This window comes from Neobacillus dielmonensis (assembly GCF_000612665.1).
Lineage (GTDB): Bacteria > Bacillota > Bacilli > Bacillales > Cytobacillaceae > Neobacillus > Neobacillus dielmonensis.
In genome coordinates this window covers 60,901-86,152 of record NZ_HG942078.1, presented here as the reverse complement: position 1 = coordinate 86,152, position 25,252 = coordinate 60,901, and the positions used below count along the sequence as shown (strand labels likewise).

Here is a 25,252-nt window from a genome sequence, read left to right as displayed (position 1 = left end):
GACATCGCTCTTTCGGGCCCGCAGGTCTTCCCGAACGGAGCATTTATTTATCATCGTCCTTTTGATTTTGTTTTTGCTGCTGCTGCAAAGCTAACAAAATATCCTGAATATCAACTTTCCCATCATTGTTCAAGTCCGGTATAACATTTTCAGGCTGGACGGGAGTGGGTGCAGCAGGTGGCGGGGTGGAATCGCTGCTAATAGAAACTCCTCCAGCCACAGCTGCAGCCGGTTTAGTCTTTACGGCAAACGTAAAGATTAGCAGAATAATAATCAGGAGTCCTGCTACGCCGTCAACAATATAAATGATGGTGGAATAATCCGACCATAAAAATTTACTGGAGTCTTGCCGTTTTACGGAATTACTGATATATTCCTTGATTTCCGAATGGTTTGGATATATCCGCTGAACCGCTTCAAATTTTTCAAGAGCGTGTTTATAGTAGCCTCCCCAATACAGATTCAGGCCGCCCCTGTATAGCTGGTCCGTTTCGCTCTTAGTGTTTTTTGCGCCTGCCTGATTGACGAACTCCTTCACCGTATTGACTGGTACGGCAAAATTAAAGCCTTGCACTTCCTGGCCATTGACTGTATCGCCCCTGAACGTCAATAACCCGATAATCTGGCCTTTGTCATTGATCACCGGTCCGCCGCTATTGCCATGTGTGGCCGCGGCATTGATTTGAATGACCGGACTTCCTTGGTCCGTTTTTTTCTCAGTCGCCGAGATTTGTCCGGCATTCATGGAAGAAACAAGTGAGGAATCCGGTGATAACAGGTCGGAATCAGCAGCAGCAGGGTATCCACTAACCCAAATATTATCTTGGTTCTGAATGTCATCGGAATCACCAAGTGTTAAGGTAGGCAGGCTCTTGCTTTCGATTTTCAGAACGGCAACATCTTTTCCTTCATTAATAGGGGCCCCGTAGCTTTTAATTTCTCCGTCCAGCTTTTCCCCGCCGGGCAAAATCACCTTGGTCACTTTTTCAATCCCGGTATATTGGGTCCATGCGACCAGATAATCATAGGCCACGTTGTAATCTTCCTGGAAGTAATCGGCCATGGTGGCGACCAACTGTTCAAAGGCAGCATTGGCGACCTCCGCGTCTTCCATTTTTCCGACCTCAACGACATGGGCATTGGTGACAACGTAGCCGTTCGAACTAATGACCGCTCCCGAACCGGATCCCCCGATGACGGTTTGGTATCCCAGTTGGTTAAAAACCGCTTCCACATCGGGATTGTAGTCATTAAACTGCCATCCGACGACTGCATAGTCGAGAATTCGGACGACAGCGGGTTTGGTGTATTCCGCTAGTTTTTGGGCATTGGATAATTTTCCCGTGGAGGGTTTGATATTTATTAAGAAAAAGGATGTTACTATCACTGCAATCAGCAGCAAGATGATAGGGATGGTAAAAAGGGCCCTTTTTTTCAAAATGGTTTTCACCTCTTAAAATGGGATTTTTGAATTACAAATGTAATATATTCCTTGTTTTATAAAATAAAGTTTGTACCGATTAAATATTTTTTCGGCCGGATTTACAGATAGCCAAGACTTTTTGTTATCATGGTGGTTAGATAAAATATAGGAAGGTTGTTGTCAATGAAACTAAACAAAATACATCATGTAGCGATTATTTGTTCAGATTACGAGAAGTCTAAGGATTTCTATGTTCGTGTTTTAGGATTAAAGCCGATTCATGAGGTTTATCGACAAGAAAGGAATTCCTACAAGCTTGATTTAGAGGTGAACGGACAATATCAAATTGAGTTGTTTTCTTTTCCCGACCCGCCTAAACGGCCTAGTTATCCGGAGGCGGCAGGACTGCGGCACCTTGCTTTTGATGTGGAGGACATTCAAGCAGCAGCGGATGAAATAACGGGCCGAGGGATCGCCGTTGAGCCGATTCGAATGGATCCAGTCACCAATAAAAAATTCACGTTCTTTAGTGACCCAGATGGTTTGCCGATAGAACTATATGAGCAGTAAGAAGCATGCTTATGATGGAAACTTAAAGTGTATTCAAAAATTTTAAATATTGTCAAATTGCTATAAAAATCTTCTCTTCGACTGGGTGTAAAATCAATGTAAGATCACTTTTTTACACCTATTTTCTAGGGGGGACTTGTGTGAGTAATTGTTATGTTCATCCTGATACGGAGGCAGTCGGCATTTGCGTTGGCTGCGGGAAATTCATTTGCAGCAGCTGTAACACCGAACTGAAAGGAAAAAATTATTGTAAAAGTTGTTTGAATGATTTATTTGATGAAAATAAGCGGAAACTTGAGAAGTTGGAAGACAATAAACAAAGCCAGCCCATGGTGTTTATGAATGCAGGGGGAGGCGGAGGAGCATCCAGCTCATCCAGTTCATCCAGTTCCTCGAGTAGTTCGAGTGCCGGCGGCCGCGGGGTTGGGGCAAAATACACTAAAAATAAAACTACAGCAGGAATTTTGGCCATTTTGCTAGGCGGCATAGGTGTACATAAATTTTATCTTGGCAGATGGGGGTGGGGAATCCTGTATTTAATATTCTGCTGGACTTACATCCCAGGGATTATCGGTCTCATAGAAGGAATCGCCTATCTTGTTTCCAATCCGGATGATTTTGCCAGAAAACATGACCCCGGATATATCCCCTATTCATAACGGAAAAACCTATGATTACAACGCCACAAGGGTGAGGGCTGTACTTTTCAGCCGCTCGCCCTTTTTTATAAAGGTAAGTACATATTATATGCTGGACTTTGAGATTGTCCGGCTCCCAGCACCCTAGCGCCTTTCTTATACGTCTTAAGACCTAGAAAACTTTCCGCTTGCAGTCCATGGTAAGCAGGAGTTTTTTCATGTATTGTGGAAGTAGTAAAGGGAATCCTTTCCTTTTGCTATCATCCATGAAACATTCATCAGGTTAATTCGTATGAATATAAAGGATTATTAGTCAGGAGTCGATTCAATATGAACCCGTTTCTCTCATTTATTATTAGGTCATTCGTTGCTGTCCCTGTTACCATCATTACGGGATTTGCCAGCTTCGTTTTCTTTGACGTCCATTTTCTTCCGTCAGTAGGCTATGCCATACTCGGAGGAGTAATTGTCCATGTTATTCTTTCCTTAGTCATGACCCATCAATTTTTAAAAAAACATCAGCTATCAAGGAAAGAATACCGCTACATTCAAAAAAATTTGGCGGAAGCCAGTAAGAAAATCCGCAGGTTAAACAAATCATTGTTTGACTTCCGTGACCTTGCTTCTGTCAAGCAGAGAATGGATATCATGCGCATTACTAAAAAAATCCATAAGATGGCTGCCAAGGAACCGAAGCGGTTTTACCAAGCCGAGCCGTTTTATTTTTCCCACTTGGATTCGATTGTGGAACTGACCGAAAAGTATAGTTTCCTTGCATCCCAGCCGAAAAAAAACATTGAGATTAATCAATCGCTGATTGAAACGAAACAGACCTTAAATGAAATGACAAAAGTATTGGAAGATGACTTATATGCCGTCGTGTCCAATGATGTTGACCATTTAAATTTTGAAATAGACGTAGCCAAGCATTCGATTAACAGATACAAGGATTCGAAATTTCCCGATAAGAACAGGTGGTTAAAATGAACGAAAACACTTCAAGCAAAAAAGATAATTTATTAGATGATATTTTGGCTGACCCATTTGGCGAGGGACTTCAACCAGCGAAAGCTTCCACTCCACAGGCTGGGGAAGCCCGCCCAGTCAAATTAATCGATGTGATTCCGGAGGAGCACCGAGCCAAGGCTTACCAGTTGGCAGAACAAATTGACCCGACCAACCATCAAGCGATGATTCAATATGGCAGCCAAGCCCAAAGCAAGCTCCTATCTTTTTCCCATACGATGTTAGAGCATGTGCAGAAAAAGGATGTTGGCGAAATTGGTGAAATTATCGCCGACTTAATGAAAAAATTGAACGAAGTCAATCCGGACGAATTAAGGGATGAGAAACCATCCTTCTTTGGCCGTTTATTCGGAAAAATATCCAGTTCCATGCAGGAAGTGCTCTCGAAATATCAAAAAACGGGGGCGCAAATCGACCGAATTAGCGTGAAACTGGAACGCAGTAAAAACGTCTTGTTGTCCGATATCAAATTGCTGGACCAGCTTTATGATAACAATAAGGAATATTTCCATGCCTTAAATGTGTATATCGCAGCCGGAGAACTTAAACTTGAAGAAATGTACCAAAAAACGATCCCAGAGTTGAAGCGCCAGGCAGAGCTGACCAGTGACCAGATGAAGTTCCAAGAAGTAAACGACATGATTCAATTTGCCGACCGCTTGGATAAACGTCTGCATGACCTGAAGTTGAGCCGAGAAATTACCATCCAAAGCGCACCGCAAATTCGCTTGATTCAAAACACGAACCAGGCACTGGTAGAAAAAATTCAATCATCGATCGTGACGGCGATTCCTTTATGGAAAAACCAAGTGGCAATTGCACTGACGTTAATCCGTCAGCGTCATGCAGTAGAGGCGCAAAAGCAAGTATCGAAGACAACAAATGAGCTGTTGTTGAAAAATGCGGAAATGCTAAAAACCAATACGATTGAAACAGCGAAAGAAAATGAGCGTGGCCTTGTCGATATTGAAACGTTGAAGAAGACCCAGGAAAACTTGATTAGTACTCTAGAGGAAACATTACGGATTCAAGAGGAAGGCCGCAATAAACGCCGAATCGCAGAACAAGAATTGGCTGCGATGGAAAACGATTTGAAAGTAAAATTGTTAGAAATAAAAGGGAATTAACCCCATGTCTCCTGTGTGCTATAAGCACCAGGAGCTTTTTTCTTGAAGGTTGGCACTTGACCTATTAGAAGGAAAGCCTGGTCACAAGGTCATTGATGGTTCAGAAAATTCTGTCCAGCAATAGGAAACTAGACACTTTCCTTTTCCTTCAGATTTATGTATATTTTTCATATAAACACATAAATCGTACGAAACGGCAAACCCATTGAAAAATGGTGACGCAAAACTATAGGGGCTACTGTCTAACGGCAACGCCAGCCAGTTACCGAACACGACCTACTTCCACGATTTATGTCTATCACAATTGAGGAGGGCCTTCATGTGTTAAGAATGTTATTAAAGGGCAAATACTACTACCATTTTTTTCAGCAGCGCCATAACGAACTGCTGCAGCAAGATTGTTTATGTGAAGAACTAAGAATTAAATTAATGGTAAAAGCAATCTATCATAATAGCAAAGTCGTGGAAATTGGAGCACGATTGTAGAATAAAACACGCTGGGTAATGACTCCCGGCGTGTTTTTATTTGATTTGAAATTGGCAGCTATCGAGGCAGTGCTGGTATATCTGATAAAGAAAATACAGAACGAGGATAAAATTGTTCATATTTATCCAAAAAGTGGTCACCCTAATAGCAGCAAAAGGAGGAATGATTTTGAAAGATAAACAGGACGAAACCAGCGAGGGATTAAATCAAATCTTTGAAATCATCAATGCGAAAGGCGATATTGGTGAATTGGGACAAATCGTCGAGAAATCGGAAGACACGTCCAGCGGTCAGACAGAAAGTCCAACAAAATGATAAGTATAATCCCATGGACCTAGGCGAAAATCAAGGTCCATTTTATTTGAATGTGGAAAGAATGTGGATAAAACACGGGATAATGTGGACTATTCCGCTTGTTTTGTGGAAAAACACATCGATTATGTGGATAATGTCAATGTTATTGTCATATAAATCATAATTATTAAACAGTTGGCACTTACAATGTGAATAAATCTGTGGATAAACGCCGAAAGTTGTTGATAACCAACTGGAATCTGGGGAAAACCATGTGCATAATTAGTTAGGACTATTTTATCAGGGGAAATTGGTAGGTTGTAAACTTAAAACATTCGCCTTATTCACTCATAGATCAGGAGGAAATATGAAAATAAGACCCATCATTATTTTGGTTGTTTGTTTTCCTATAATAGTTGCTTCAAGCATAGCAGCAGCCAGCAGTGTACAAACCAGTTCGCTAATCGACAGAAAAGACCAGAACACAACCCCATCATCAGAAAGACCACACCCTGTTATTACAGGGAAATCCACTCCTATCCTAATAACCAGTAAATTGCGTCCCAGCACTGCAAAAGAAGTTGGGATGGTGGCCGCCCCTCTGCAACAAATCGACAGCGTGATGAAACACTATATCTCCCAAAAGTTTTTCCCCGGTGCAGTAGCCTTTGCAGCTAGAGGAGGGAGAATTGTCAAACATACCGCCTATGGTTACTCCGCTCGTTATAAAGACAACAAGTTTACGGAACTGGATAACCCAATTGCAATGAAAAAAAACACCATTTTTGACTTGGCATCGATCAGTAAAATTTTTACTACAGTGGCGATCATGCAGCTTTATGATCGTGGGCTTTTTGGACTTGATGACCCCGTTGCCAAGTATATTCCTGAATTTGCATCGGTTGGGAAGCAACAGGTTACCATTCGCCAGTTATTAACCCATCGGTCCGGCCTAGCCGCGGGGATTCCGCTCTATGCACAAGGCAGGTCACGAGAAGACCGCCTGCGGTTAGTCTTTCAGCAGCGGTTAAAAAGCATGCCAGGTACCAATTATGAATATAGTGATTTAAACATGATTACCCTAGGTGCTTTGATTGAAAAACTTTCCGGTCAGCGTCAGGACATATTTGTCAAAGAGAATATTACTGATCCGTTGGGGATGAGGGATACCATGTATAACCCACCAAAATCTTTGAAAAAGCGGATTGCTGCCACGGAATACCAGCCGCTCCTAAACCGTGGCCTAGTCTGGGGAGAAGTCCACGATGAAAATGCCTGGGCACTTGACGGTGTGGCTGGCCATGCGGGTGTTTTCTCTACCGCCGAAGATTTGGCCAAGCTGGCCCATGTGTTTATTAATCGGGGAAACTATGGCGAAAAACGTATCTTGCGGCCGGAAACGGTAAAATTATTGCTGGAAAATCAAAACGAAGGCGTCCCTGGCCATGATCACGGGCTTGGCTGGGAACTAGGGCAAAATTGGTATATGGGTGCACTATCTGAAGGGACGTATACTTTTGGCCATACAGGCTATACCGGCACTTCCATTGTAGTCAATCCGAACACGAAAACGGTGGCAATTTTATTGACTAACCGCGTCCATCCAAGCAGAAGCATGGGTTCGATCAATGAGCCAAGGAGGCTGTTTGCCCGGTCTATCGCGGACGCCATTCCAGTTACGATTCCGGGTCGAGGCGCTGCCTGGTTTGCCGGATATGGCAACAAGTTAAACCGGATGATGGAAGCCGACTTGCACCTAAAAGAGGATACGATGTTAACCTTTGTAACCTGGCACATGATGGAAGAGGGCTGGGATTATGGATTTGTGGAATTGCTAAGAGCTGGGGCATGGAAAAAGCTAGCCGAATTCACAGGTACCAGCAAGGGCTGGGAAACTCAAAAACTTTTAGTACCGAAAGACGCAAAAATGTTGCGGTTTGTTTATAGAACAGATAGTTCTATCAATAAGCGCGGCTGGTATGTGTTACATCCAAAGCTTGGGGAAAAAAAATTGACCTTTAGCCGGAATAGCTGGCAGCTGAGAGACTATTAAACCACACCCATGAGGGATACTTTTACTAGGCTTTGTTAAACGATAATGTTGATCTTTTTAACTCTGATGATTGGAGCGGAAGGTGCTCGACTCCTGTGGGAGTACGGGGCCGAGAGGAGGCTCCCCGGCACGCCTGCGGGTTCGCTGAGCGCCTGGAGCGGAAATCAACAGCCAAATTAAACAGAACCTTTTACTAAAGAGGTGACAAAACTTGCTCATCCTTATGAAGGCGTTAATAACAGCATTTTTACTGGCGGCATTTTCAATCATGGAAATTCCCATCTCAGGAACAGCAGCCCAAACGGCTGTCAAGGACTTAGTGATTGACCTTAACGTACCTCAAGTGACTAGAAACGCAGCGGCTAAGCAAATTCAGTTAAATGCCCTGCACATATACAATGACGGGCATTTTATGCAATCCCTCAGGCAAACTGCCAGTCACGATCTACAACATGATGCTAGTGTACTATTTGGTTTTGGCCATGGGATTGGGTATGAATAGGGAGGTGTTTTTCGTGAAAAAATGGCTCGCCGAAATGGTGGCGGTGCTGCTGGTCCTCTCCACAGCCCCCGGTGCTGCTGCCGCCAGCATCAATGAGCAGAAGGTTCGATTAGGGATTGAGGTCCTGCTTGAGGACCAGATTAACTTAATAAATGGCAAGCGCGTCGGATTAATCACCAATCCAACCGGTGTCAATCAACAGCTTACTAGTATAGTTGATATCCTTTACCATCATCCGGCCGTTAAGCTTACGGCACTATTTGGTCCGGAACACGGTGTACGCGGCAGTGCTCCAGCTGGTTCGGTTGTTGAATCTTATTTGGATGAAAAAACCCGGATTCCAGTATACAGCTTGTATGGCAAGACGAAAAAGCCAACCCCGGAAATGCTGGCTAACGTGGATGTGCTGGTGTTTGATATTCAAGATGCCGGCGCCCGCTTTTATACCTACATCTATACGCTAGCTTTAGCAATGGAGGCGGCAAAAGAGAACCATATACCGTTAATCGTACTGGACCGTCCCAATCCGATTGACGGGATCAAAGTGGAAGGCCCTATCTTGGAAAAGAAATATTCTTCGTTTATCGGGAAGTATCCGATTCCGGTCCGGCACGGGATGACGGTAGGGGAATTGGCCCAGTTGTTTAATAAAGAATTTAACATTGGCGCCGATTTGACGGTTGTTAAAATGGAGGGATGGAAGCGCCGCATGTATTATGATGAAATTTCATTACCGTTCGTCATGCTTTCACCGAATATACCGACTTTAGATACGGCAATGGTTTATTCAGGCTCAGCGCTTCTTGAGGGGACGAACATTTCCGAAGGACGCGGCACCGCAAAGCCATTTGAGTTGCTTGGGGCGCCTTTTATCAACGGCGAGGATTTAGCGGGAAAACTCAATTCTTACCATTTGCCGGGCGTAGTTTTCCGGGCTGCTTCATTTATCCCGACAGCGTCCAAGCATGGTAATAAATTATGCCAGGGCATTCAAATTCATGTGACCAACCACAACTCCTATCGGCCTTTTGAAACAGGTCTTTACATTGTGAAAACCATTCATGATATGTATCCGGATCAGTTCCGCTTTCTAACACCAAACAGCGCTGGAATCTCCTTTTTTGATACTCTCGTTGGCAATGGCTCCATCCGCACTGCAATCGAAATTGGTAAATCAATCGAACATATGAAACAGGAATGGCAGCCGGCATTGGATGAATTCTTAAAAATCCGTAAACAGTATTTGCTCTATAAATAATCGCCCCTGTATTAGGGCGATTTTTTTACGTCTTAAGGTTTACTTAAGGTTTAGCCATTATATTAAACCTAGCCATACAGTAAATGAAGAGGAGCAAGTGCGATGCAAAAGCAGAAAAAAAGAAAGATCACAAATATAAAGTTTGCACTAGATAGTTTAATGGCGGTAACCTTTGTGCTGTTTTTTAATAAACGTGTTTTGGGAGGCTTGACGTTCCACGAAATTGCCGGGTTGGCGATAGGAGTGGCATTTTTCACACATATAGCGCTCAATTGGCGCTGGGTAAAAAACGTGACGTTGAAGCTTTTTGATCGTAAGCTGCCTGCTAAAACAAAATGGGGGTATGTACTAAACCTGTTGTTATTGATCACCATGGCATTTATTATTATCAGCGGTATTTTAATTTCAAGGGTGGTTTTCCCAAACATCAATTTCGGAAATGAACAATGGTTTAAAATGTCCCATATGGCCATTTCTTATATAGCTCTAATTCTAGTAGCTGCCCATGTAGGATTACATTGGAAATGGGTGATCAACGTCTTTAAGGACATCGTTAAAGTAAAAACATCTAAACCTGTCTCGGGAATCATCGCAAAAGTCATGACAGTCGGACTATTAGTGTTTGGAAGCTATGAAATCTACACTACCAATTTCATCAATCAAGTGGGACGCGTAACCAACGTGTTTAGTGTCTCTTCGTCACAAACGACTGAAGGTAATTTTCATGGTGGGGAGAAACCGGACTTTGCTGGAGGCGACTTCGAAGCAGGGGACAGGCCGAACTTTGCTAAAGGCAGCTTTGAGGCAGGAGACAGGGCAGATTTTGCAGATGGTGACGTCAAGGGCGGAGAGTTTGACAAATCGGCTCGCACGGAAGGCGGATTTAAAGGAGTAAAAGGAGAATTTGGCAAGGCAAGTGTAATCAATGTCATTGTCCAGTATTTTGGGATTATGGCCGTGTTGATCATTATCATCTATTATCTTGATAAATGGCTGGGGAAAAATAAACGTAAGAAGCAACAAACGAACAGGAATAAAGACGACGAATTGGCAAGTGCTTAAACAAAAAGGGGTCTGCATTGGAGTAGCAGACCTCTTTTTGTACTATAAAGCTCCACGGATTGATTAACAGCGAGGGGAAATAAGGGGTATTGCATCAGGCAATTAGAATTCAAGAAATTTATTAACGACCGTATGAGTAAAAAAAATAAGAGAAGAGGAGTTAATAGGCGGTATTGCCTATTGTCCAAGGTCAAAGAAGAAGAGAACAGTAGGTAATCAAAGGGTATTAACAACCGAACTAAAGGTAGGGAGTCGAGATCTGTCGTTAATAGAAATGGAAAGCAAAAATGAAATTTTTCATGAAAGATGTGAGTTGGGAGGAGTAATCTTTCCCTCATAGTAAGTCCATTGGTCAACTCCAACGGCGTGATAGTTTTGCTTCAATATCCTCCCAATCGTCTTCATAGACACAAACGAATTGGTCCATACATAAACAACGTTTGAAGTTATTTTAATGTCTGGGAACAAGAGCCTTAGCTCCTCTATACTCCTCACAATAGTAGTATCAACCCACTCCACATGTCCGCATGTTTGGCAAACAGCCTTCTTACCATGATTAACAATAGAAAAAGAGTTACAGTTCCCGCACGTAGGCCCCTTTTTTAAAGTATAAAAGTCATAAGATGGAAGTCTCGTGAAAGTGGGTTTAGTAATGTGCAATGAAACTAGCTTTTCAGCTAGCTTAATGTGTCTCTCAGTTGGTTTCCTAGGGAGCGCATCAAGTTTTTTCATGAGATGATTTAGTTGAGTTGGTAAGAAAAATGGTTTATGTAGAGGGGCTTGGTATAAAGAGAACTCGGGGTTCACGAATACAACAGAACCTTCAGCAGGGAGATAGTATCCTAGATTTTGTAGTAACTGTCGGAGTAAGGACTCACAGCGGGTTAATTGGAGAAGTGGGTCCTTTATTTCCTTACCGGAAATGGTGTTAAGCCGATCTGATTCGTAAAAATAATCACCTTCATAATTTTTTATCTCGTATGGTAAAATAATCTCGTTTGAGATGATTAAAGAATCAATCTGAAACTGAGTGCCTTTAACCCCTAGCAGCAAATCATTCAGTATCAAAATATCGCTTTGCAGTCCCCCAGTCATTTGATCAAACCTTACTTCGCCTTCGTAGCTTTTCTAAAGATATAAGTAGTTTCCTTTATCTGTTTTTGACAAGGTCATTCGAATGTTTAATATTCTTAGAATTTTTAACCCATCTGATAAGGACCGGGGTTTTAATACTCTTGCCATAGGCATCTTCCTTTCATTATTGACCTATACCAATCATATATAAAATATCCCATCTATCTTTACGGAAGGAGTGAATATTTTGTTAATAATGCTGACAATATGACATTTGTCACCTCATATTGGTGACAATGCTTACTAAAAATGACACCCCCTGCCACAGTACAATAAAGTCAAGAAATCAGGAGGTGTTTCACAAATGAACGAAATTTTAACTGTGCAAAACGTGACAAAGTCCTTTCAACATAAACTTGCCGTCCATAATGTCTCTTTTTCTATAACCAAAGGCCAGATAACAGCCATCCTGGGACCAAACGGGGCCGGGAAAACCACAACCATTTCGATGATCCTCGGCCTGCTAAAACCTACGTCAGGAGAAATACGGTTATTTAACCGGCTGCCGCACGAAAAACAGGTCCGGGAAAAACTCGGAACCATGCTGCAGGAGGTCAGCGTGATGGGGGGCTTAAAAGTACGGGAAATCCTCGCATTAATTAGAAGCTATTATCACGAGCCGCTCCCTATGGGAGAGCTGATCAGTCTGACGGGCCTTACCGAACAAGATTTAAAAACCCGGGCTGAAAAATTATCCGGCGGTCAAAAGCGGAGACTCAGCTTTGCTTTGGCACTCGCTGGAAATCCAGAACTAATCATTTTCGATGAGCCGACTGTCGGCATGGACATCACTGCTAGAAAGCAATTTTGGCAAACAGTAAGAAAGTTGGCCGACCAAGGTAAAACAATCATCTTTTCCACCCACTACCTGCAGGAAGCCGATGAAGCCGCCGACCGCATCCTGTTGTTCAAGGACGGCGCAATCGTCGCCGACGGAACACCGGAACAAATCAAGGCCAGCATCAATAAGCAATCGGTCTCGTTTATCGTCGACCCGGAAACCTCTCTGGAAAAATTGTATCAACACAGCAAAATTGACCGAATTTATCGAAAAAATAACCGGGTATATGCGGAAACAGCCAGCACTGACCGGGTGCTAGAATTCATTTTCCAAGAAAAAATCGGAGCACGGGATATTCAAATTGAACGCGGCAAGCTGGAGGAAGCGTTCGAACAGCTGACCAGCGAAGCAAAGGAGGCTATCTAACATGAAAGCATTTCAAATGCAATGCAAAATAGAGATGATTCGGGTATTAAGGAACCGGTATTTTGTCTTTTGGTCATTGTTCATGCCGATTATCTTCTACTACGTGTTTACGAACTTGGTGAATTCAGATGTCCCAAATCAAGCAGAATGGCAGGCGCATTATTTAATGTCGATGACGGTGTTCAGCGTGATGGGCTCCTCAATGATGACATTGGGAATCCGAATGGTGCAAGAACGTTCGCAAGGCTGGTCAACCTTTATCCGTACGACTCCTCTGTCTGACAGTGTTTATTTTGCGGCGCAAATGATTGGCCAAAGTGTCATCCATGTATTGTCGATTACCATCATTTTCATCGCAGGTGCGATTATTAATGATGTCAGTTTATCTGCCCTTGAATGGGTGTTGAGCGGCTTGTGGATTTTGTTTGGATCACTTCCGTTTCTTGCAGTGGGCACCATGATTGGATTGATGAAAAAAGTAGAAACGGCGGCTGGCATAAGCAATGTGGTCTATATGGTCTTGGCTGTTACTGGCGGCTTATGGATGCCTCTCGAAGTCATGCCAAAAGTGATGCAAAATATCGCCCAATGGCTGCCATCCTACCATTTTGGCAATGGTGCCTGGGAAATTGTTCGCGGCGAAATGCCGGATTGGAAAAATATGCTGATTTTAATCGCCTATTTAGTCCTGTTCATGCTACTATCAAAGTATATTAGAAGAAAACAAGAAGCGGTGTGATGTGGATGAAACGAAATTTCAGCCTATTTCCGAGCCAATTCGGTTTCTTTCCCTACATTTTTCTCATCTATGTGGGTTTTCCCATCTATTACCTGACGAAGGAGACGCAGGGGGTTAAGCAACTGATTGGCTATGGAATGGTGCTGCTGTTTTTGGTCACGTACCGGCAGCTTTATTTTTGCATGGGGAATAAAAAATTCACCTACTGGCTGACAGTACAGATGGCCATTGTGTTTATACTAAGTATGTTTTATAGCTTAAATCATATTTTCCTAGGGTTCTTCCCGGCTAATTTTATTGGCTGGTACCAAAATAAGACGGTGTTCTACCGCGGGCTGTTCAGCCTCGCTGTGATTGAAATCCTCCCATTTGTCTACCATATTGCCCAAACGGGAAGTTTTTTCACAGCTTCCGAACTCATTTTCTTTATTCCTTTTTTAATTATTATGCTGATTTCACCGTTTGGAATCCGCTCCATGAATCGCAGGATGGAGCTGGAAAAACAACTCGCACAGGCCAATAAGCAAATTGAAGAACTGGTCAAACGAGAGGAACGGGTACGGATTGCCCGGGATTTACATGATACCCTTGGCCATACATTGTCGTTATTAACCCTTAAAAGCCAGCTTGTCCAGCGGCTGATCCCGGCCGACTTGGATCGGGCCAAAAGCGAGGCCAAGGAAATGGAAGTCACGTCACGTGCCGCACTAAAACAAGTACGGGAACTGGTTTCAGATATGCGGGCGGCGACCATCGCTGAAGAGTTAATCCAAATTCAGCAAATCCTTCGGGCGGCTGGAATTACTTATCAATACAATGGAGAAGCTGATTTTTCAAAAATTCCCCCGTTTACGCAAAACATTCTTGGTATGTGTATCCGTGAAGCAGCAACCAATGTGGTCAAGCATAGCCGGGCAGCCCATTGCCAGGTAACAACAAAGCTATCAACGAAGAATTTGAAAATCATGGTTTTAGATGATGGGATGGGGGTTCCGAAAGATCAGCTGTTTGGCAACGGCCTTAATGGTATGAAGGAGCGGCTGGCACTTGTGGATGGCTATCTGTCATTATCGAACCATAATGGAGCTGTTTTGCAAATTACGGTACCGATTGTAAAAAAAGAGGAGGCTGCCGTGTGATTCGATTGTTTATTGCAGAAGACCAGCGAATGCTATTAAGTGCGCTTGGGTCTCTGCTAGATTTAGAAACCGATATGAAAGTAATCGGCCAAGCCACATCTGGAGAGGAAGCATTGAAGGCGATTTTGGAGCTTGAGCCAGATGTTTGTTTGATGGATATTGAAATGCCGGTGATGAATGGCTTAGAGGTGGCGGAAGAACTGGTGCGCAGGTCTTCGGTGAGCAAGGTCATCATACTTACCACTTTTGCCCGTCCAGGCTATTTCGAACGGGCTGTCAAGGCAGGCGTCCAAGGCTATTTGCTAAAGGATGGAGAAATCGACGAGCTGGCCGATGCGATCCGTAAGGTGGTCAATGGGAAACGGATTTTTAGCCCAGAGCTGACGGTTAATGTCTTTCGGGAAGAAAACCCGTTGACGCCAAAAGAGCAAGAAATCTTAAAGCTCGCCGCCTTAGGTAAAACTACAAAAGAAATTACTAAAGAACTCTATTTATCATCTGGCACTGTCCGAAACTATATATCAGAAATCATCCACAAACTCGGCGCTAAGAACCGCACCGAAGCCGCGAGCATTGCTGAGAAAAAAGGATGGATATAAATGTTGCAAGAAGATTTCGGATTCACAAAAGCATAGTCATTATTAAAAAATGCAAAGGGAAACGCTCCTTTGCATTTTTTTGCGCAAAATTATTTCTGGCCTTGAAGCATAAGCTGCAGTCCAAGCCCAATGTAAATGGTTCCTGCGAGTTTGCCCTTTAAGTGTGATAATCGACTTCTTTCATTGGTGAAAAGCCTCCGCCCAATCGAGCTTGTCAGAATGGCCAATAGCGTGGTGTATACAATACTCATGGCGACAAAGGTCAGTCCCAAGAGCAGCAATTGAAGGACCATCGGCGTACCGTTATGAGTTGCGAACTGTGGTAAAAAAGCCAAAAAAAATAGGGCCGTTTTGGGGTTCAACAGTTCAACCAGCAAAGCATGCCGGAAGGATGCGGCAGATGCTGAGTCTTTTTTTGCCTCTACGACAGTTTTTGCGTTTCCTTTAGCTTTTTCAAAAAATGACTTTATGCCAATAAAAATTAAATAAGCGGCACCCAAGTATTTCACGACTTCAAAGGCAAAAGAGGATGTCATGAGAATCGCAGAGAGCCCCAGAACGGCTGCGAGGGTATGGAGCAAATCACCCACCGCAATCCCAATACCGGTGATAATTCCTGATTTTAGGCCGCCCTTAGCGGTCTGAGTTACCGTTAATAAGACGGCAGGACCTGGAATTAAAAACAGTATTAGTACCACTAAAATAAATGAAATCATTCCATTCAACTCCGATACCAATTCACTTTTATTCATTTTATCATAATATTGAAAATATTTTAGAGCAAATTAGAAGTGGCTGATGTCTTATTTGGGAACCCGAACCTCCATTGACAAAGAAAAAGGAAAGAAAAGGCACTAAGATATTTACCTATAAATGTATTTATTCTGATACAATTAGCATAGGAAATTTTGTTTAATTTGACAAAGTTCTTCAAATTATTTAGGAGTGGGACAAACAAGATGAAGAAAAGCTTGCTGCCAGTTTTAACGTATTCTCCAGCTGTGTTACTTTTGATTTACTATTTAATCGGAGGAATTTCAAAATTTGGTTCAAACGAAGTTATTGTTCTAACAGTCTATCTCGTTCTCGGGACTATTGCTAATTTCTCCATCAACAGCAATCATTTTATATTTTCATATCTTAAACAACAGGACGAGGACCTGACAAAAAATCCTGAGACGAACCAAATTGCTTCAAATGTTTGGAGAGAATACATTACCAAAAAAGAAACCACCAAGGCACAGCTCAATATTTCATCCTTCATTGAGATGTTTATGTCCGAATATACCATCCATAACAATACCAATATTGTGCAGCGAATGAAGTTGATTCATACGTATGCTTCCATTTCGATTCTTGTCGGGGTTCTGGGAACATTTGTCGGATTGGTGTTCTCCCTTGCAGCCATCAACCCGGAGAATATCGATAAGTCGATCTTAAATATTTTGTCGGGGGTTCACACTGCCTTCTTTACAAGTATCGGCGGGATTCTGTTCTCAATTGCCATCAATCTCCATTCAAAAATTAGAAACTCGGAGCACCTGCTTGTGCAGGTCATGTTAAAAATAGAAAACTATATTACCCAAAAGGACCAAAAGACGGCGGATTACTATGTCGTGGAGGCGCTTGGTGAAGTCAAAGAGGCGATTTTTAACATGGGACGAGCCTTCTTAGATGTTGCCGGTATAGCAAAGGAATTCAAAACTGCTACAGATAATCTCAACGCCTTTAATAATGAATTTCAGCAAAACACAACTGCCGTTAGCGGCCTGTTTGGCGATATGAAAGTCATTACCAAAGCGTTTAATAAAAAAGCAAACCTAATCCATGATGACTTTTCCAAACTATTTGATTACTTTCAAAATCAAGATGAATATTATCACGCCATGAAAGAGTCTTTTGAGCAAACCATAGTCGAATTAAAGTCATTTGCCGGTTACCAATCTAGAAATATGGATGGCATTGTCAAAAGCAATGAAAAAGTGCAGAAATTACAGGAAACGCTGTTTGCCAACGTCCAGCAGGCGGTACAACATTCTTACACTGAAATGCATGAATTTTTTCAGAACACCGCTGGGCAAATCTCACAAATTGCTGCTCAAAGCCAGTCGCAAGGCGAATTCAATACAGAACTTGCCGGGGCAATTCATAAACAGATGGAAAAAAACCAGGCAAGTCTGCTAAAGCAGCTTCATGATCTGAATGACCAAAACAGTAAGGTAAATGACTCATTTATGGTTGCCGTCAATACGTTGGAGAATTACTTCACAACGAATCAATGGTTTGAAGCAATATCACAAGAATTAGAAAGATTGATGAAACAGAATAGTGACACTTTCCATAGCCAATCAAAACTTATAACTCAATCAATCTCCGAGGATATGAAAAAATTAATCCAGCAGAACTATGCGGCACTGCAAACCCAGGCAGACATGTTGACCAAAACACTCCAGCAATATAAGGAGGAAACAGGTGAATTGTCAAAACAATTGGGGAACATGGCTTATTCCGATTCCTCGTTGCAAACCAGTGTAGATGAGCTGACCAACACGACAAATAGGCTGATAGATAAACTAAACCAGCCCATGCCTCAACAAGCTGAAAAAGAGCCTGTTGTGAATGGATAAATGCCGGAAGTCCTTTCCGATGGAAGCAAAAGTGAATGTTAATCATTGAATCAAAGAGGAAGTGGATGGAAGGTCATGAAAGAAAACTATAGAAGACTCATAACGGGACGGGACGAGGAATCCAATTTCTGGCCGACGTTTACCGATTTACTATCAACGATTCTGCTGGTAATTCTGATTATATTTGTGGCGGTTATAATCAGCATCAACAAAGAAACAAAAGCCATGCAGGAAAAAGTGAAGGCAAGCCAGATTGAAATCGACAGGCAGGCAAAACAAATCGCCGAAAAAGAAAAACAGATTGAGATGTTATCCTATATTCAGAAAGACATTGTCAATGATTTGGACCAAGAGTTTAAAAAGCAAAATCTCGCGATATCCATCGATAAGGATACCGGGGCGATTAAGTTTAGCAATGATTTACTTTTTGAAGAAGGGCAGGATGTCATTAAGCCTGAATTTCAGCAGATGCTGCACCAGTTTATCCCTATTTACTTTGCCACCCTCTACGGCAAATATAAGGATCATATCGCAGAGGTTGTGGTTGAAGGACACACGGACGATAAAGGCGACTATATGTATAACCTGGATTTGTCCCAACGCCGGGCTTTCAGTGTGGTCAAATACATTTTAAGTGATGAATTCGGAGACTTTCCTTACAAGGACCAAGTAACGAAAAATATCACCGCCAATGGCCGGTCAGAAAGCCAATTAAAAATGGTAAATGGACAAGTGGACCGTAACCAGTCAAGACGGGTAGAATTTAAATTCAGACTGAAAAACAGTTCTGAAGGAACCGCAACCAACTAATTCAAGTTTGTCAGGGAGCTGTGAAAATGGCTGACATTAACCAATATAGAACAATGAAAGAACTTTATACCAGTGAACATCTAACGGTTTACCAAGCAGAAGATACAAGCAGCGGTGAAATCACACTAATAAGGCAGTTGAATAAGCTTGCTTTCCGGGATTCGTGGAAGGATTTATACCGCTTTTATGGCAATAAGATTACCAACTATAAGTACCTGCCTTCTGTAAAGCGGATTGATGAGCTAGATGACAGCACCTATGCTGTTTTGGGCGGGAGTGAAGGAAACTTATTAGAAAAAGGACAAATCCTAACAGGAAGTCAAATTGACCAGCTGCTAGAGGCCTTTATTCATTTGCATCAAAACAACATTGTCCATGGAAAAATTTCTAGGTTTCATATTTGGATTAAAGAAAGCGGGGGTCTCACTTTATACGGTGCCGGTGAGAGGTCAGTTTTATATCCTGAGACTAAGCTTACCTTTCAGGATGATATCAATCAACTGATTACTCTTTTAAGAAACCATTCCAAAATCAATAATTCCTACTTTGAGGGGATTGGTTTTGAAACCATTGAAGATCTTCAGGAGTGGGCCCTTTCAAAACTGGCGTTTCCTAAGCCAGGATTAGTGAACAAGGGAGTAACAGCCAACAAGGTCTTTGGGGAACCGGCTAAGGTCCAGCAAACAAAAGATGAAAGGAAGGAACCGGTTCCTATACCCTTTCAAGCATCTCCTGAAAACAGTCCAAAACAAAATTCACTGCTCAAATGGCTTGTGCCCGCTACTGTATTGTTAATGATCGTCATGGGTTCCATTTGGGCACTAGGATTGAATGATTCTGCAGTTAAGAAAGCGAACGGAAACACGGTGAAAACACCGGCTGCCGCCAAAAACACCACAACGATGTCGGCCCAAAAAGCCGAAGCCCCAAAAAATGGACCATCATTCGACTTGAGCCAGTTTGCTGAATTATTTCCAGGATGGCAGCTAATAAAAGGGGAATCAATCAAACTAGCTGGGACTCCATATACACTAGTGGCCGCTGCACAAAAACGTGATGATTTATCAGGTGTCGTGAAAATTGGAATTTTAACGGAAGCCAATGGCAGCATGACGAAGGTGTGGGAGTCATCCGAATATGCAAGTTTTTTGGCAGAGCCCACGGATTATATCCAGTCGTTTTTGACCATTACTCAGTCTGACCAGCAAAAGGGACTGTTAGTATTTGATTTGCCTGATAATGGATCGTTAGGAATAGCTTCAATTTATGGCTTAATGATTCAGCCAGGAGGAAGTGCTGAACAGGTTTGGACAGGGCCAGGCTTTGGAATTAAGAAGCAGAATGACGTGATAACAGTAATGGACATCGGGGTAAAAAACTTATCGCTGTCAAATGGCCAGTTTAGCCTGGAGGAAAAATCGAGAAGTGAGTCGGCTCCTGCCGATGCGCAAACGTTCCTGTTTGATATCGATGCTTCTGGGGCTGTCATCCCTGTAAATGACAAAGAGATAACAGTTAAAGTGGGGGATAAATTAGCCTTCATCCCAGCAAATAATGAAGCAAAACGGAAATTTGATCAAGGTGAGATTTCGATTTATACCGATGTGTACACAACGGGCAGCTTGTCTTTAGCCAATGCCTATTTGCTCGATCATGGGAATTATGTGGAATTTGACACACCAGGGGAATTTCATTTCGTTCTTGAAGCGGTTGGAGGACCAGAACTAAATGTCGACCATCCATTTCCGACGTTTACAGCACGTGTGAAAAAATAAAGGGAATCAAGAAGCAGCGTATCTTGCTGCTTTCTTGGTTCCCTTTATCATTATTTATTACTGCTTGCCTGTTCCACAAAAGGGTACTCGTAACTATCGGAGGGAGAAAGAATCAGTTTATTACCCTCCAATTGTACATCACTTGTTCCTTTAAATGACTTCACGAGTTCTAGTGGGTCACTATTGGTATTATTACTAGGTTCTTTATATACCCAAACATAAGATTCTGATTTTCTGTCACTTACTGCAATGACTAACTTACCAGTCTCATTTTTCTGACCAAAATTATGTTCCTTGATATAAATGGAGTATCCGGGCTTCAAAGAACCGTCACTCTCAACTAGACTCGTTTTAAAATCAGTGGTCGATAATGGGAATTCCCATGGTTCCTTGTCGTCTAGAATTAATAGGCCCCTAAGACCGCTTTTATCCAATGAAAATTTGATTTGTCTGGACTGCTTGCCAAGTTTGACTTCCAGTGGCTTTTCCGGTTCGGCAAAATCCCATTTTAAAAAGGAATCTAGACTTATTTTCTGAATGGTCTGCTTAGCAGAATCACTAGTTTCTTTTTTGTTTTTGTTCTCACTGGCAACAGGTTTTGGATTCTTGCCCAAGAAGTGGTCAACTCCGAACCATGCTCCACCACCGACAATTCCAACAGCAAGTAAGGACAACAACAGCTTTATCCCATTTTTCTTGAAAAACTTCACAATTGGGCTGGCTGTTTCGGTTTCAACTTCTTTCAACAGCTTTTTAAGGCTTCCATTCGGAATGTCCTTTAATTGATTACGGAAGGATTTATTTTTCCATAACGACTGGGGATGATTAATCAAATAATTTTTTAATTCGGTTTTGTATTGCTTATTTACTAGCCATTTTGTGTTCATCCTAATAAATGCTACGAATGTTTTCTCATCACAGAACTGAACAAGATGTTTGATTATACCGCGATAATCAACTTCCCCTGTATCCGTACTAAAGGCGATGATGAAGACCGGAAATTGATCAGGGGTAACCTTGGTTAACAATTCCTTAAGCGTGTCTCTTAATAGTTCACGGTCAGCCCTTCCCAAAGAATTCAAGCTCACATAAGCAGCTTGCGATGGATTGCTGAGTAACTTATATAAGGTAATAGTGACAAAATAATTCCGCATAGATTGCTCATCTTTGACCCTAACATCATTCGGAAAAATTTTTCCGAACTTGAGGATCTCATCGATGCTCAACTTATTTAACTGTATTGAACCTAGTAGGGCAAGTTTGGCAGCCTTGACCATTTCTGCTTTGAGGCTGGTAAACTTCGGATTTAACGTATTACTAGTAAATTCAGTAACGGCAACTACTCCATCGAAAGCATTCCGCCCGGTTTTAATGGTTTCATATACTTTATTTATGGTAATTGAATGAAACATTTCCAAATCCAGCAGAATCGGCAAGCCCAATTGAGTTTTTACTTGGCTTAGAACCTCTTTGATATGAGTGAATGGTCTTAATTGTTCTTCCAGGTGTTGTTTTAATAGGCCTTCATAATATATGTGCTCACTAATAAAAGTAATAATGGTCTCATTGGTAGGCTTGTCCTGTTCAACAATTTTCCAGAGAGCATAAAACAGTGGATCGTTCTGGAAATTTTCGAGTGTATCAAGGATAAAAGAATGGGCCACATCGCTTCGGACGATTTTATTTATAGCCACCACAGAACGGATATACTCTAGCGCCATGCTCGAATCCCGTACATATTTTTCCTCAGTCAGAATTTTGACAAACAGCTTCACCAAAGGCAATTTCTCATCACTGTTCACCTGCAAAAATTTAACAAGTCCATTTAAAAAACCAACCTTATTTTTTTCATAAATAGAGGCATCGCTGCCATTTAAGGTTAAATACAGGTCAGTCAAATGATAGTAGCATGATAGATCAAGCCTTTGTTCTTCAGGCAGACCTGACAAGGCGGTCTCGGCAAACTCAAAGAAGTCGTCCATTCGCTTGGATTGTGCAAAGCGCTCAAGCGCAAAATCCAGATACTCATGCTTTTGACCAAGTATATCAACACCGGAAATCCGATTGTTCGGAAAATCAAAAATAAATTGTTTTTCAATCGAACGGTCCGCTGTGTTTAACGTGCCTGGCTCATAAAACATGACGTGGATATAGTTTTTGCCCTCTGGATCGCTTGTGAACGTCATCGCCCCCAATTTTCGGCGGTGGGCATACGGCAAGTAAAGGTAGAGCAATTCCAACAGTTTTAGCGCAGCCTTCGAATAATCCAGCAATGGAACATTCAAGGAGATAAACACTTTCTTTTTCCCAGAGACGGAGGTTAACACAGCGAAAAGCAGCTGCCTAAAGTCGTCTTCATTAATGCCTAATTCCGCCAGCAGCTCCTCTTTCTTAGTGAGAACATCCTCTGTTCCATAACTAACCGTCTTAAGTTCAGGCAACGTTTTTCCCTGTTCCATATTAAAGGAAGTTTGATAGCCGTTTAGTTGAAACAGCTTTTCAGGCTGTTTGATCCATTCTTCCTTCCGAACCTCGGGAATGATATAGTTGTGCATAAAATAAGTGCTGCGCTGGCCGGTAAAATCGGCCGGTACGAAAACGGCTTGCCCAATAACAAGGTCACCAGTTTCCGGTTGAAATAAGGTGACAGCCTCCGGATAGGCAGAAGCGTCTTTTTCCCCGCGAGTTGTTAACGCTCTTGGCGCTTGATAGATACAAAACGGATGTAAGTATTTTTTTACAAACGAAGGCTGGAGACCCTCGGAAATCGCGATGGTGTCATATCCATCTGTGGTGGAAAAGATGCCGCCCCGCTCCCGTGTATAAAGCTGTTGTTGAACTTTCCCGCTCATTGCTCATGTCTCCCTTCGATGTATCCAAGCTTGTATAGCAGCCAAATGAACGGTTCATCTACCCGAATTGGACTGATAATCCCGCTTACCTGCTGGCCAACTGGATTGCTTCCTAAAGCGGAAATTGCGAAGTAAGAAGCATCTCTGAAGTAGACATCAATGGAATCCACAAATGGAATATCTACCTTTGTTAGGAATCTTCTAACTTCACCATTGATATTTTCATATTCATCAAGATTTAGATGGCCTTTATGAATGACATTGTGGAACACATTGCTATTGGAACGGATATATTCACCATCATCAGAGCTTAACGCATTTAGTAAATCACTCTTGGTTAAGACAACTGCTGTCGGGATGTCGGTTTTACTATTTTCTTGGTGAGCGATGAAATCTTCAAATAAGGAGATGACTACATCGCGAGGCTCCGATGCCAAGCCAACAATTTTCCCTGGATTATCACCCATCTGATGGATTAATTTTTCACGAATGGCACGAATCTGCATCGGATCGACCAAGAATAAAATGCCAGCTGAATTTTTGATATGCGGAGCATGTATCTGCAGATATTCTTTTTCGGTCATACCTTCACCGGCGACATCAAAAAATACAAGTGTCAGCGGAGCCTTATGCTCATCTTTAAACACAAATTGAAAGATAAACGGTTCCTGCCGTTTGGTCACAGCCGTTGCTTCTAGCAGATTGCCTTGTTCAAACAGCGGAATTTCATATTCGTCCCGAAATTTTTTGCTAATCGAATTGTTCAGCGGCAGACAAGCCGCATTAAAATTGTTTGCTGTCACACGCTGCAGCGTATGAATAAGTGATGTAATATAAACAGATTTTCCGACAGAAGTAGCTCCGACAACTGAAACAATATTGCTGGGATATTTACCCGCTGTAACAGGAAGCTCATTGTGGCAGCTAGGGCAAAGACGATTTTTCGTGACAACGGCATAACGATCGGATACACCCATCAAAACGTGGTCAGAGTAAATCTTATTTTCTTCATTTATGGTTGAAGGATCAATAATCGCCTCAAGCTCATCGATTGGTGCCAGACCAAACTTTGCTCTGTAATTGTTTAGCTTTTCATCTTCCTGAAGGGCCAGCGTTTCATCATCATCACGATGGTGTGCTGCACGGAAAACAACTTCCTCATGATGAAACTTGGAAAAGCAGTAAGGGCAGACGATATCATAGTATGGCAATCTTGTATTTTCTGGAGGCTTTTTTTCAAACATTCTTTTCAGTATACCGAACATGTTGGGTCTCTCCTTATTCTGGAATCAGCTCATAAACTTCTGCTGATTGTTTACCATTGCTGAAAAAGATTCGTATATATTCGTCCTTATTAATTTCAAATTCAGGAAATTCCGTTTTACCCGCCGGAAAGTCGCGGACAAAGGGAATGATGGTTCCATCTTCAACTGAAATAGGGGGCGAACCGGTTTTTTTTACATAAACTAACAGGTCCTTATCAAGCGGATATTCCGTATCAATAGAGATGAGAACCCGCTTTTTTGGACGCAAAAAAGCCTTTTTCATTAAAATGGAAAACTTTATCTTTGCTTTGGCACCCGTAATAAAAATGAGATTGTTTTCATTTTCCTGAGCATAGACAATTAGTTTTCCGTCTCGTTTCTGGCAGGGGAAAATGCGATAAGCGTATCGGCCGAAAGCGTCGAGCCTTCCCAAATAACCTTGGTTCGCTTTATATTCCTCACGGGTATATAGCCTTATATCCTGTTCGCTAAGTCTTTCAAATGGCTGGATCGCATCCGCAGGGGCTTTATAAATATAGACAAAATCAATTTCCTTTGACCAAAACCAGGTTAAATGAATCTCCGAATCTCTTACGGTTTTTCGCAAATCCTTTACTTCATGATCAGGGGAAGTTATTGGTTCCCAATTCACCAGTTATCACCCA

The 25,252-nt window shown here is 42.2% G+C and carries 22 protein-coding genes, 1 pseudogene and 1 riboswitch; of the genes and pseudogenes, 17 read left to right on the top strand and 6 right to left on the bottom strand.

Annotation, left to right across the window (positions count from 1 at the left end):
- Window positions 1–43: 43 nt before the first annotated feature.
- A complete protein-coding gene (locus tag BN2425_RS18675) occupies window positions 44–1,438 on the bottom strand; it encodes a S1C family serine protease (protein WP_042462610.1) in 1,395 nt (464 codons plus the stop codon).
- A 168-nt stretch (window positions 1,439–1,606) separates the two neighbouring features.
- Between BN2425_RS18675 and gloA2 the strand changes: the two genes are divergently transcribed.
- The 10 genes from gloA2 to BN2425_RS18635 all read left to right on the top strand — a co-directional run bounded on the left by gloA2 (window position 1,607) and on the right by BN2425_RS18635 (window position 10,440).
- Window positions 1,607–1,993, top strand: coding sequence for an SMU1112c/YaeR family gloxylase I-like metalloprotein (gene gloA2, locus BN2425_RS18670; protein ID WP_042462607.1), 387 nt, complete (start codon window positions 1,607–1,609; stop codon window positions 1,991–1,993).
- 140 nt (window positions 1,994–2,133) lie between these two features.
- On the top strand, window positions 2,134–2,652 hold the full coding sequence (locus tag BN2425_RS23590) for a TM2 domain-containing protein (protein ID WP_264757819.1): 519 nt from the start codon (window positions 2,134–2,136) through the stop codon (window positions 2,650–2,652).
- 309 nt (window positions 2,653–2,961) lie between these two features.
- Window positions 2,962–3,618, top strand: a complete 657-nt coding sequence (locus BN2425_RS18660; RefSeq protein WP_042462603.1) for a 5-bromo-4-chloroindolyl phosphate hydrolysis family protein — start codon at window positions 2,962–2,964, stop codon at window positions 3,616–3,618.
- Window positions 3,615–4,784, top strand: a complete 1,170-nt coding sequence (locus BN2425_RS18655; RefSeq protein WP_042462601.1) for a toxic anion resistance protein — start codon at window positions 3,615–3,617, stop codon at window positions 4,782–4,784. Before BN2425_RS18660 ends, BN2425_RS18655 begins: the two co-directional genes overlap by 4 nt.
- A 185-nt stretch (window positions 4,785–4,969) precedes the next feature.
- Window positions 4,970–5,054, top strand: a riboswitch (cyclic di-GMP riboswitch).
- A gap of 51 nt (window positions 5,055–5,105) precedes the next feature.
- A complete protein-coding gene (locus BN2425_RS22615) occupies window positions 5,106–5,270 on the top strand; it encodes a hypothetical protein (protein ID WP_154663553.1) in 165 nt (54 codons plus the stop codon).
- 169 nt (window positions 5,271–5,439) lie between these two features.
- Window positions 5,440–5,586, top strand: a complete 147-nt coding sequence (locus tag BN2425_RS22610; RefSeq protein ID WP_195891970.1) for a hypothetical protein — start codon at window positions 5,440–5,442, stop codon at window positions 5,584–5,586.
- Window positions 5,587–5,932: 346 nt separating this feature from the next.
- The gene (locus tag BN2425_RS18650; protein WP_042462599.1) at window positions 5,933–7,618 is read left to right on the top strand and encodes a serine hydrolase domain-containing protein; all 1,686 of its coding nucleotides are present in this window, start codon (window positions 5,933–5,935) and stop codon (window positions 7,616–7,618) included.
- A 211-nt stretch (window positions 7,619–7,829) separates the two neighbouring features.
- Window positions 7,830–8,120 (top strand): hypothetical protein, encoded by a 291-nt coding sequence (locus BN2425_RS18645; RefSeq protein WP_042462596.1) that lies wholly within the window; start codon window positions 7,830–7,832, stop codon window positions 8,118–8,120.
- Between the two features lie 13 nt (window positions 8,121–8,133).
- Window positions 8,134–9,378, top strand: coding sequence for an exo-beta-N-acetylmuramidase NamZ family protein (locus BN2425_RS18640; protein WP_074433093.1), 1,245 nt, complete (start codon window positions 8,134–8,136; stop codon window positions 9,376–9,378).
- Between the two features lie 102 nt (window positions 9,379–9,480).
- On the top strand, window positions 9,481–10,440 hold the full coding sequence (locus BN2425_RS18635) for a DUF4405 domain-containing protein (RefSeq protein ID WP_042462591.1): 960 nt from the start codon (window positions 9,481–9,483) through the stop codon (window positions 10,438–10,440).
- A 297-nt stretch (window positions 10,441–10,737) separates the two neighbouring features.
- Here the strand turns inward: BN2425_RS18635 and BN2425_RS18630 are convergent.
- A pseudogene (locus BN2425_RS18630) lies at window positions 10,738–11,553 on the bottom strand (nuclease-related domain-containing protein); the annotation flags it as partial.
- A gap of 325 nt (window positions 11,554–11,878) precedes the next feature.
- On the opposite strand from BN2425_RS18630, the gene BN2425_RS18625 reads away from it, so the two are divergent.
- Genes BN2425_RS18625 through BN2425_RS18610 form a run of 4 tightly spaced genes read left to right on the top strand, consistent with a single transcriptional unit; the run spans window position 11,879 to window position 15,258 of the window.
- Complete coding sequence (locus BN2425_RS18625) at window positions 11,879–12,781, top strand: ABC transporter ATP-binding protein (RefSeq protein ID WP_042462588.1); 903 nt, start codon at window positions 11,879–11,881, stop codon at window positions 12,779–12,781.
- 1 nt (window position 12,782) lies between these two features.
- A complete protein-coding gene (locus tag BN2425_RS18620) occupies window positions 12,783–13,520 on the top strand; it encodes an ABC transporter permease (protein WP_042462586.1) in 738 nt (245 codons plus the stop codon).
- 5 nt (window positions 13,521–13,525) lie between these two features.
- Window positions 13,526–14,659, top strand: coding sequence for a sensor histidine kinase (locus BN2425_RS18615; protein WP_042462662.1), 1,134 nt, complete (start codon window positions 13,526–13,528; stop codon window positions 14,657–14,659).
- On the top strand, window positions 14,656–15,258 hold the full coding sequence (locus BN2425_RS18610; RefSeq protein ID WP_042462584.1) for a response regulator transcription factor: 603 nt from the start codon (window positions 14,656–14,658) through the stop codon (window positions 15,256–15,258). The genes BN2425_RS18615 and BN2425_RS18610 overlap by 4 nt, the downstream gene beginning before the upstream one ends.
- An 89-nt stretch (window positions 15,259–15,347) precedes the next feature.
- Here BN2425_RS18610 and BN2425_RS18605 read toward each other — a convergent pair whose 3' ends face one another.
- Entirely contained in the window at window positions 15,348–15,974 is a 627-nt protein-coding gene (locus BN2425_RS18605; protein WP_042462582.1) for a LysE family translocator, read from the bottom strand.
- Between the two features lie 243 nt (window positions 15,975–16,217).
- Between BN2425_RS18605 and BN2425_RS18600 the strand changes: the two genes are divergently transcribed.
- The 3 genes from BN2425_RS18600 to BN2425_RS18590 all read left to right on the top strand — a co-directional run bounded on the left by BN2425_RS18600 (window position 16,218) and on the right by BN2425_RS18590 (window position 20,470).
- Window positions 16,218–17,885 (top strand): MotA/TolQ/ExbB proton channel family protein, encoded by a 1,668-nt coding sequence (locus BN2425_RS18600; protein WP_042462580.1) that lies wholly within the window; start codon window positions 16,218–16,220, stop codon window positions 17,883–17,885.
- Window positions 17,886–17,960: 75 nt separating this feature from the next.
- Window positions 17,961–18,695, top strand: coding sequence for an OmpA family protein (locus tag BN2425_RS18595; protein ID WP_042462579.1), 735 nt, complete (start codon window positions 17,961–17,963; stop codon window positions 18,693–18,695).
- A gap of 26 nt (window positions 18,696–18,721) precedes the next feature.
- A complete protein-coding gene (locus BN2425_RS18590) occupies window positions 18,722–20,470 on the top strand; it encodes a protein kinase family protein (protein ID WP_042462577.1) in 1,749 nt (582 codons plus the stop codon).
- A gap of 50 nt (window positions 20,471–20,520) precedes the next feature.
- Here BN2425_RS18590 and BN2425_RS18585 read toward each other — a convergent pair whose 3' ends face one another.
- From BN2425_RS18585 to BN2425_RS18575, 3 genes are read right to left on the bottom strand one after another with little or no spacing between them, the layout of a single operon-like run.
- Window positions 20,521–23,322, bottom strand: coding sequence for a GAP1-N2 domain-containing protein (locus tag BN2425_RS18585; RefSeq protein ID WP_052352962.1), 2,802 nt, complete (start codon window positions 23,320–23,322; stop codon window positions 20,521–20,523).
- Window positions 23,319–24,587, bottom strand: a complete 1,269-nt coding sequence (locus BN2425_RS18580) for a TRAFAC clade GTPase domain-containing protein (RefSeq protein WP_042462575.1) — start codon at window positions 24,585–24,587, stop codon at window positions 23,319–23,321. Before BN2425_RS18580 ends, BN2425_RS18585 begins: the two co-directional genes overlap by 4 nt.
- A 13-nt stretch (window positions 24,588–24,600) precedes the next feature.
- The gene (locus BN2425_RS18575; protein WP_042462573.1) at window positions 24,601–25,239 is read right to left on the bottom strand and encodes a hypothetical protein; all 639 of its coding nucleotides are present in this window, start codon (window positions 25,237–25,239) and stop codon (window positions 24,601–24,603) included.
- Window positions 25,240–25,252 lie beyond the last annotated feature (13 nt).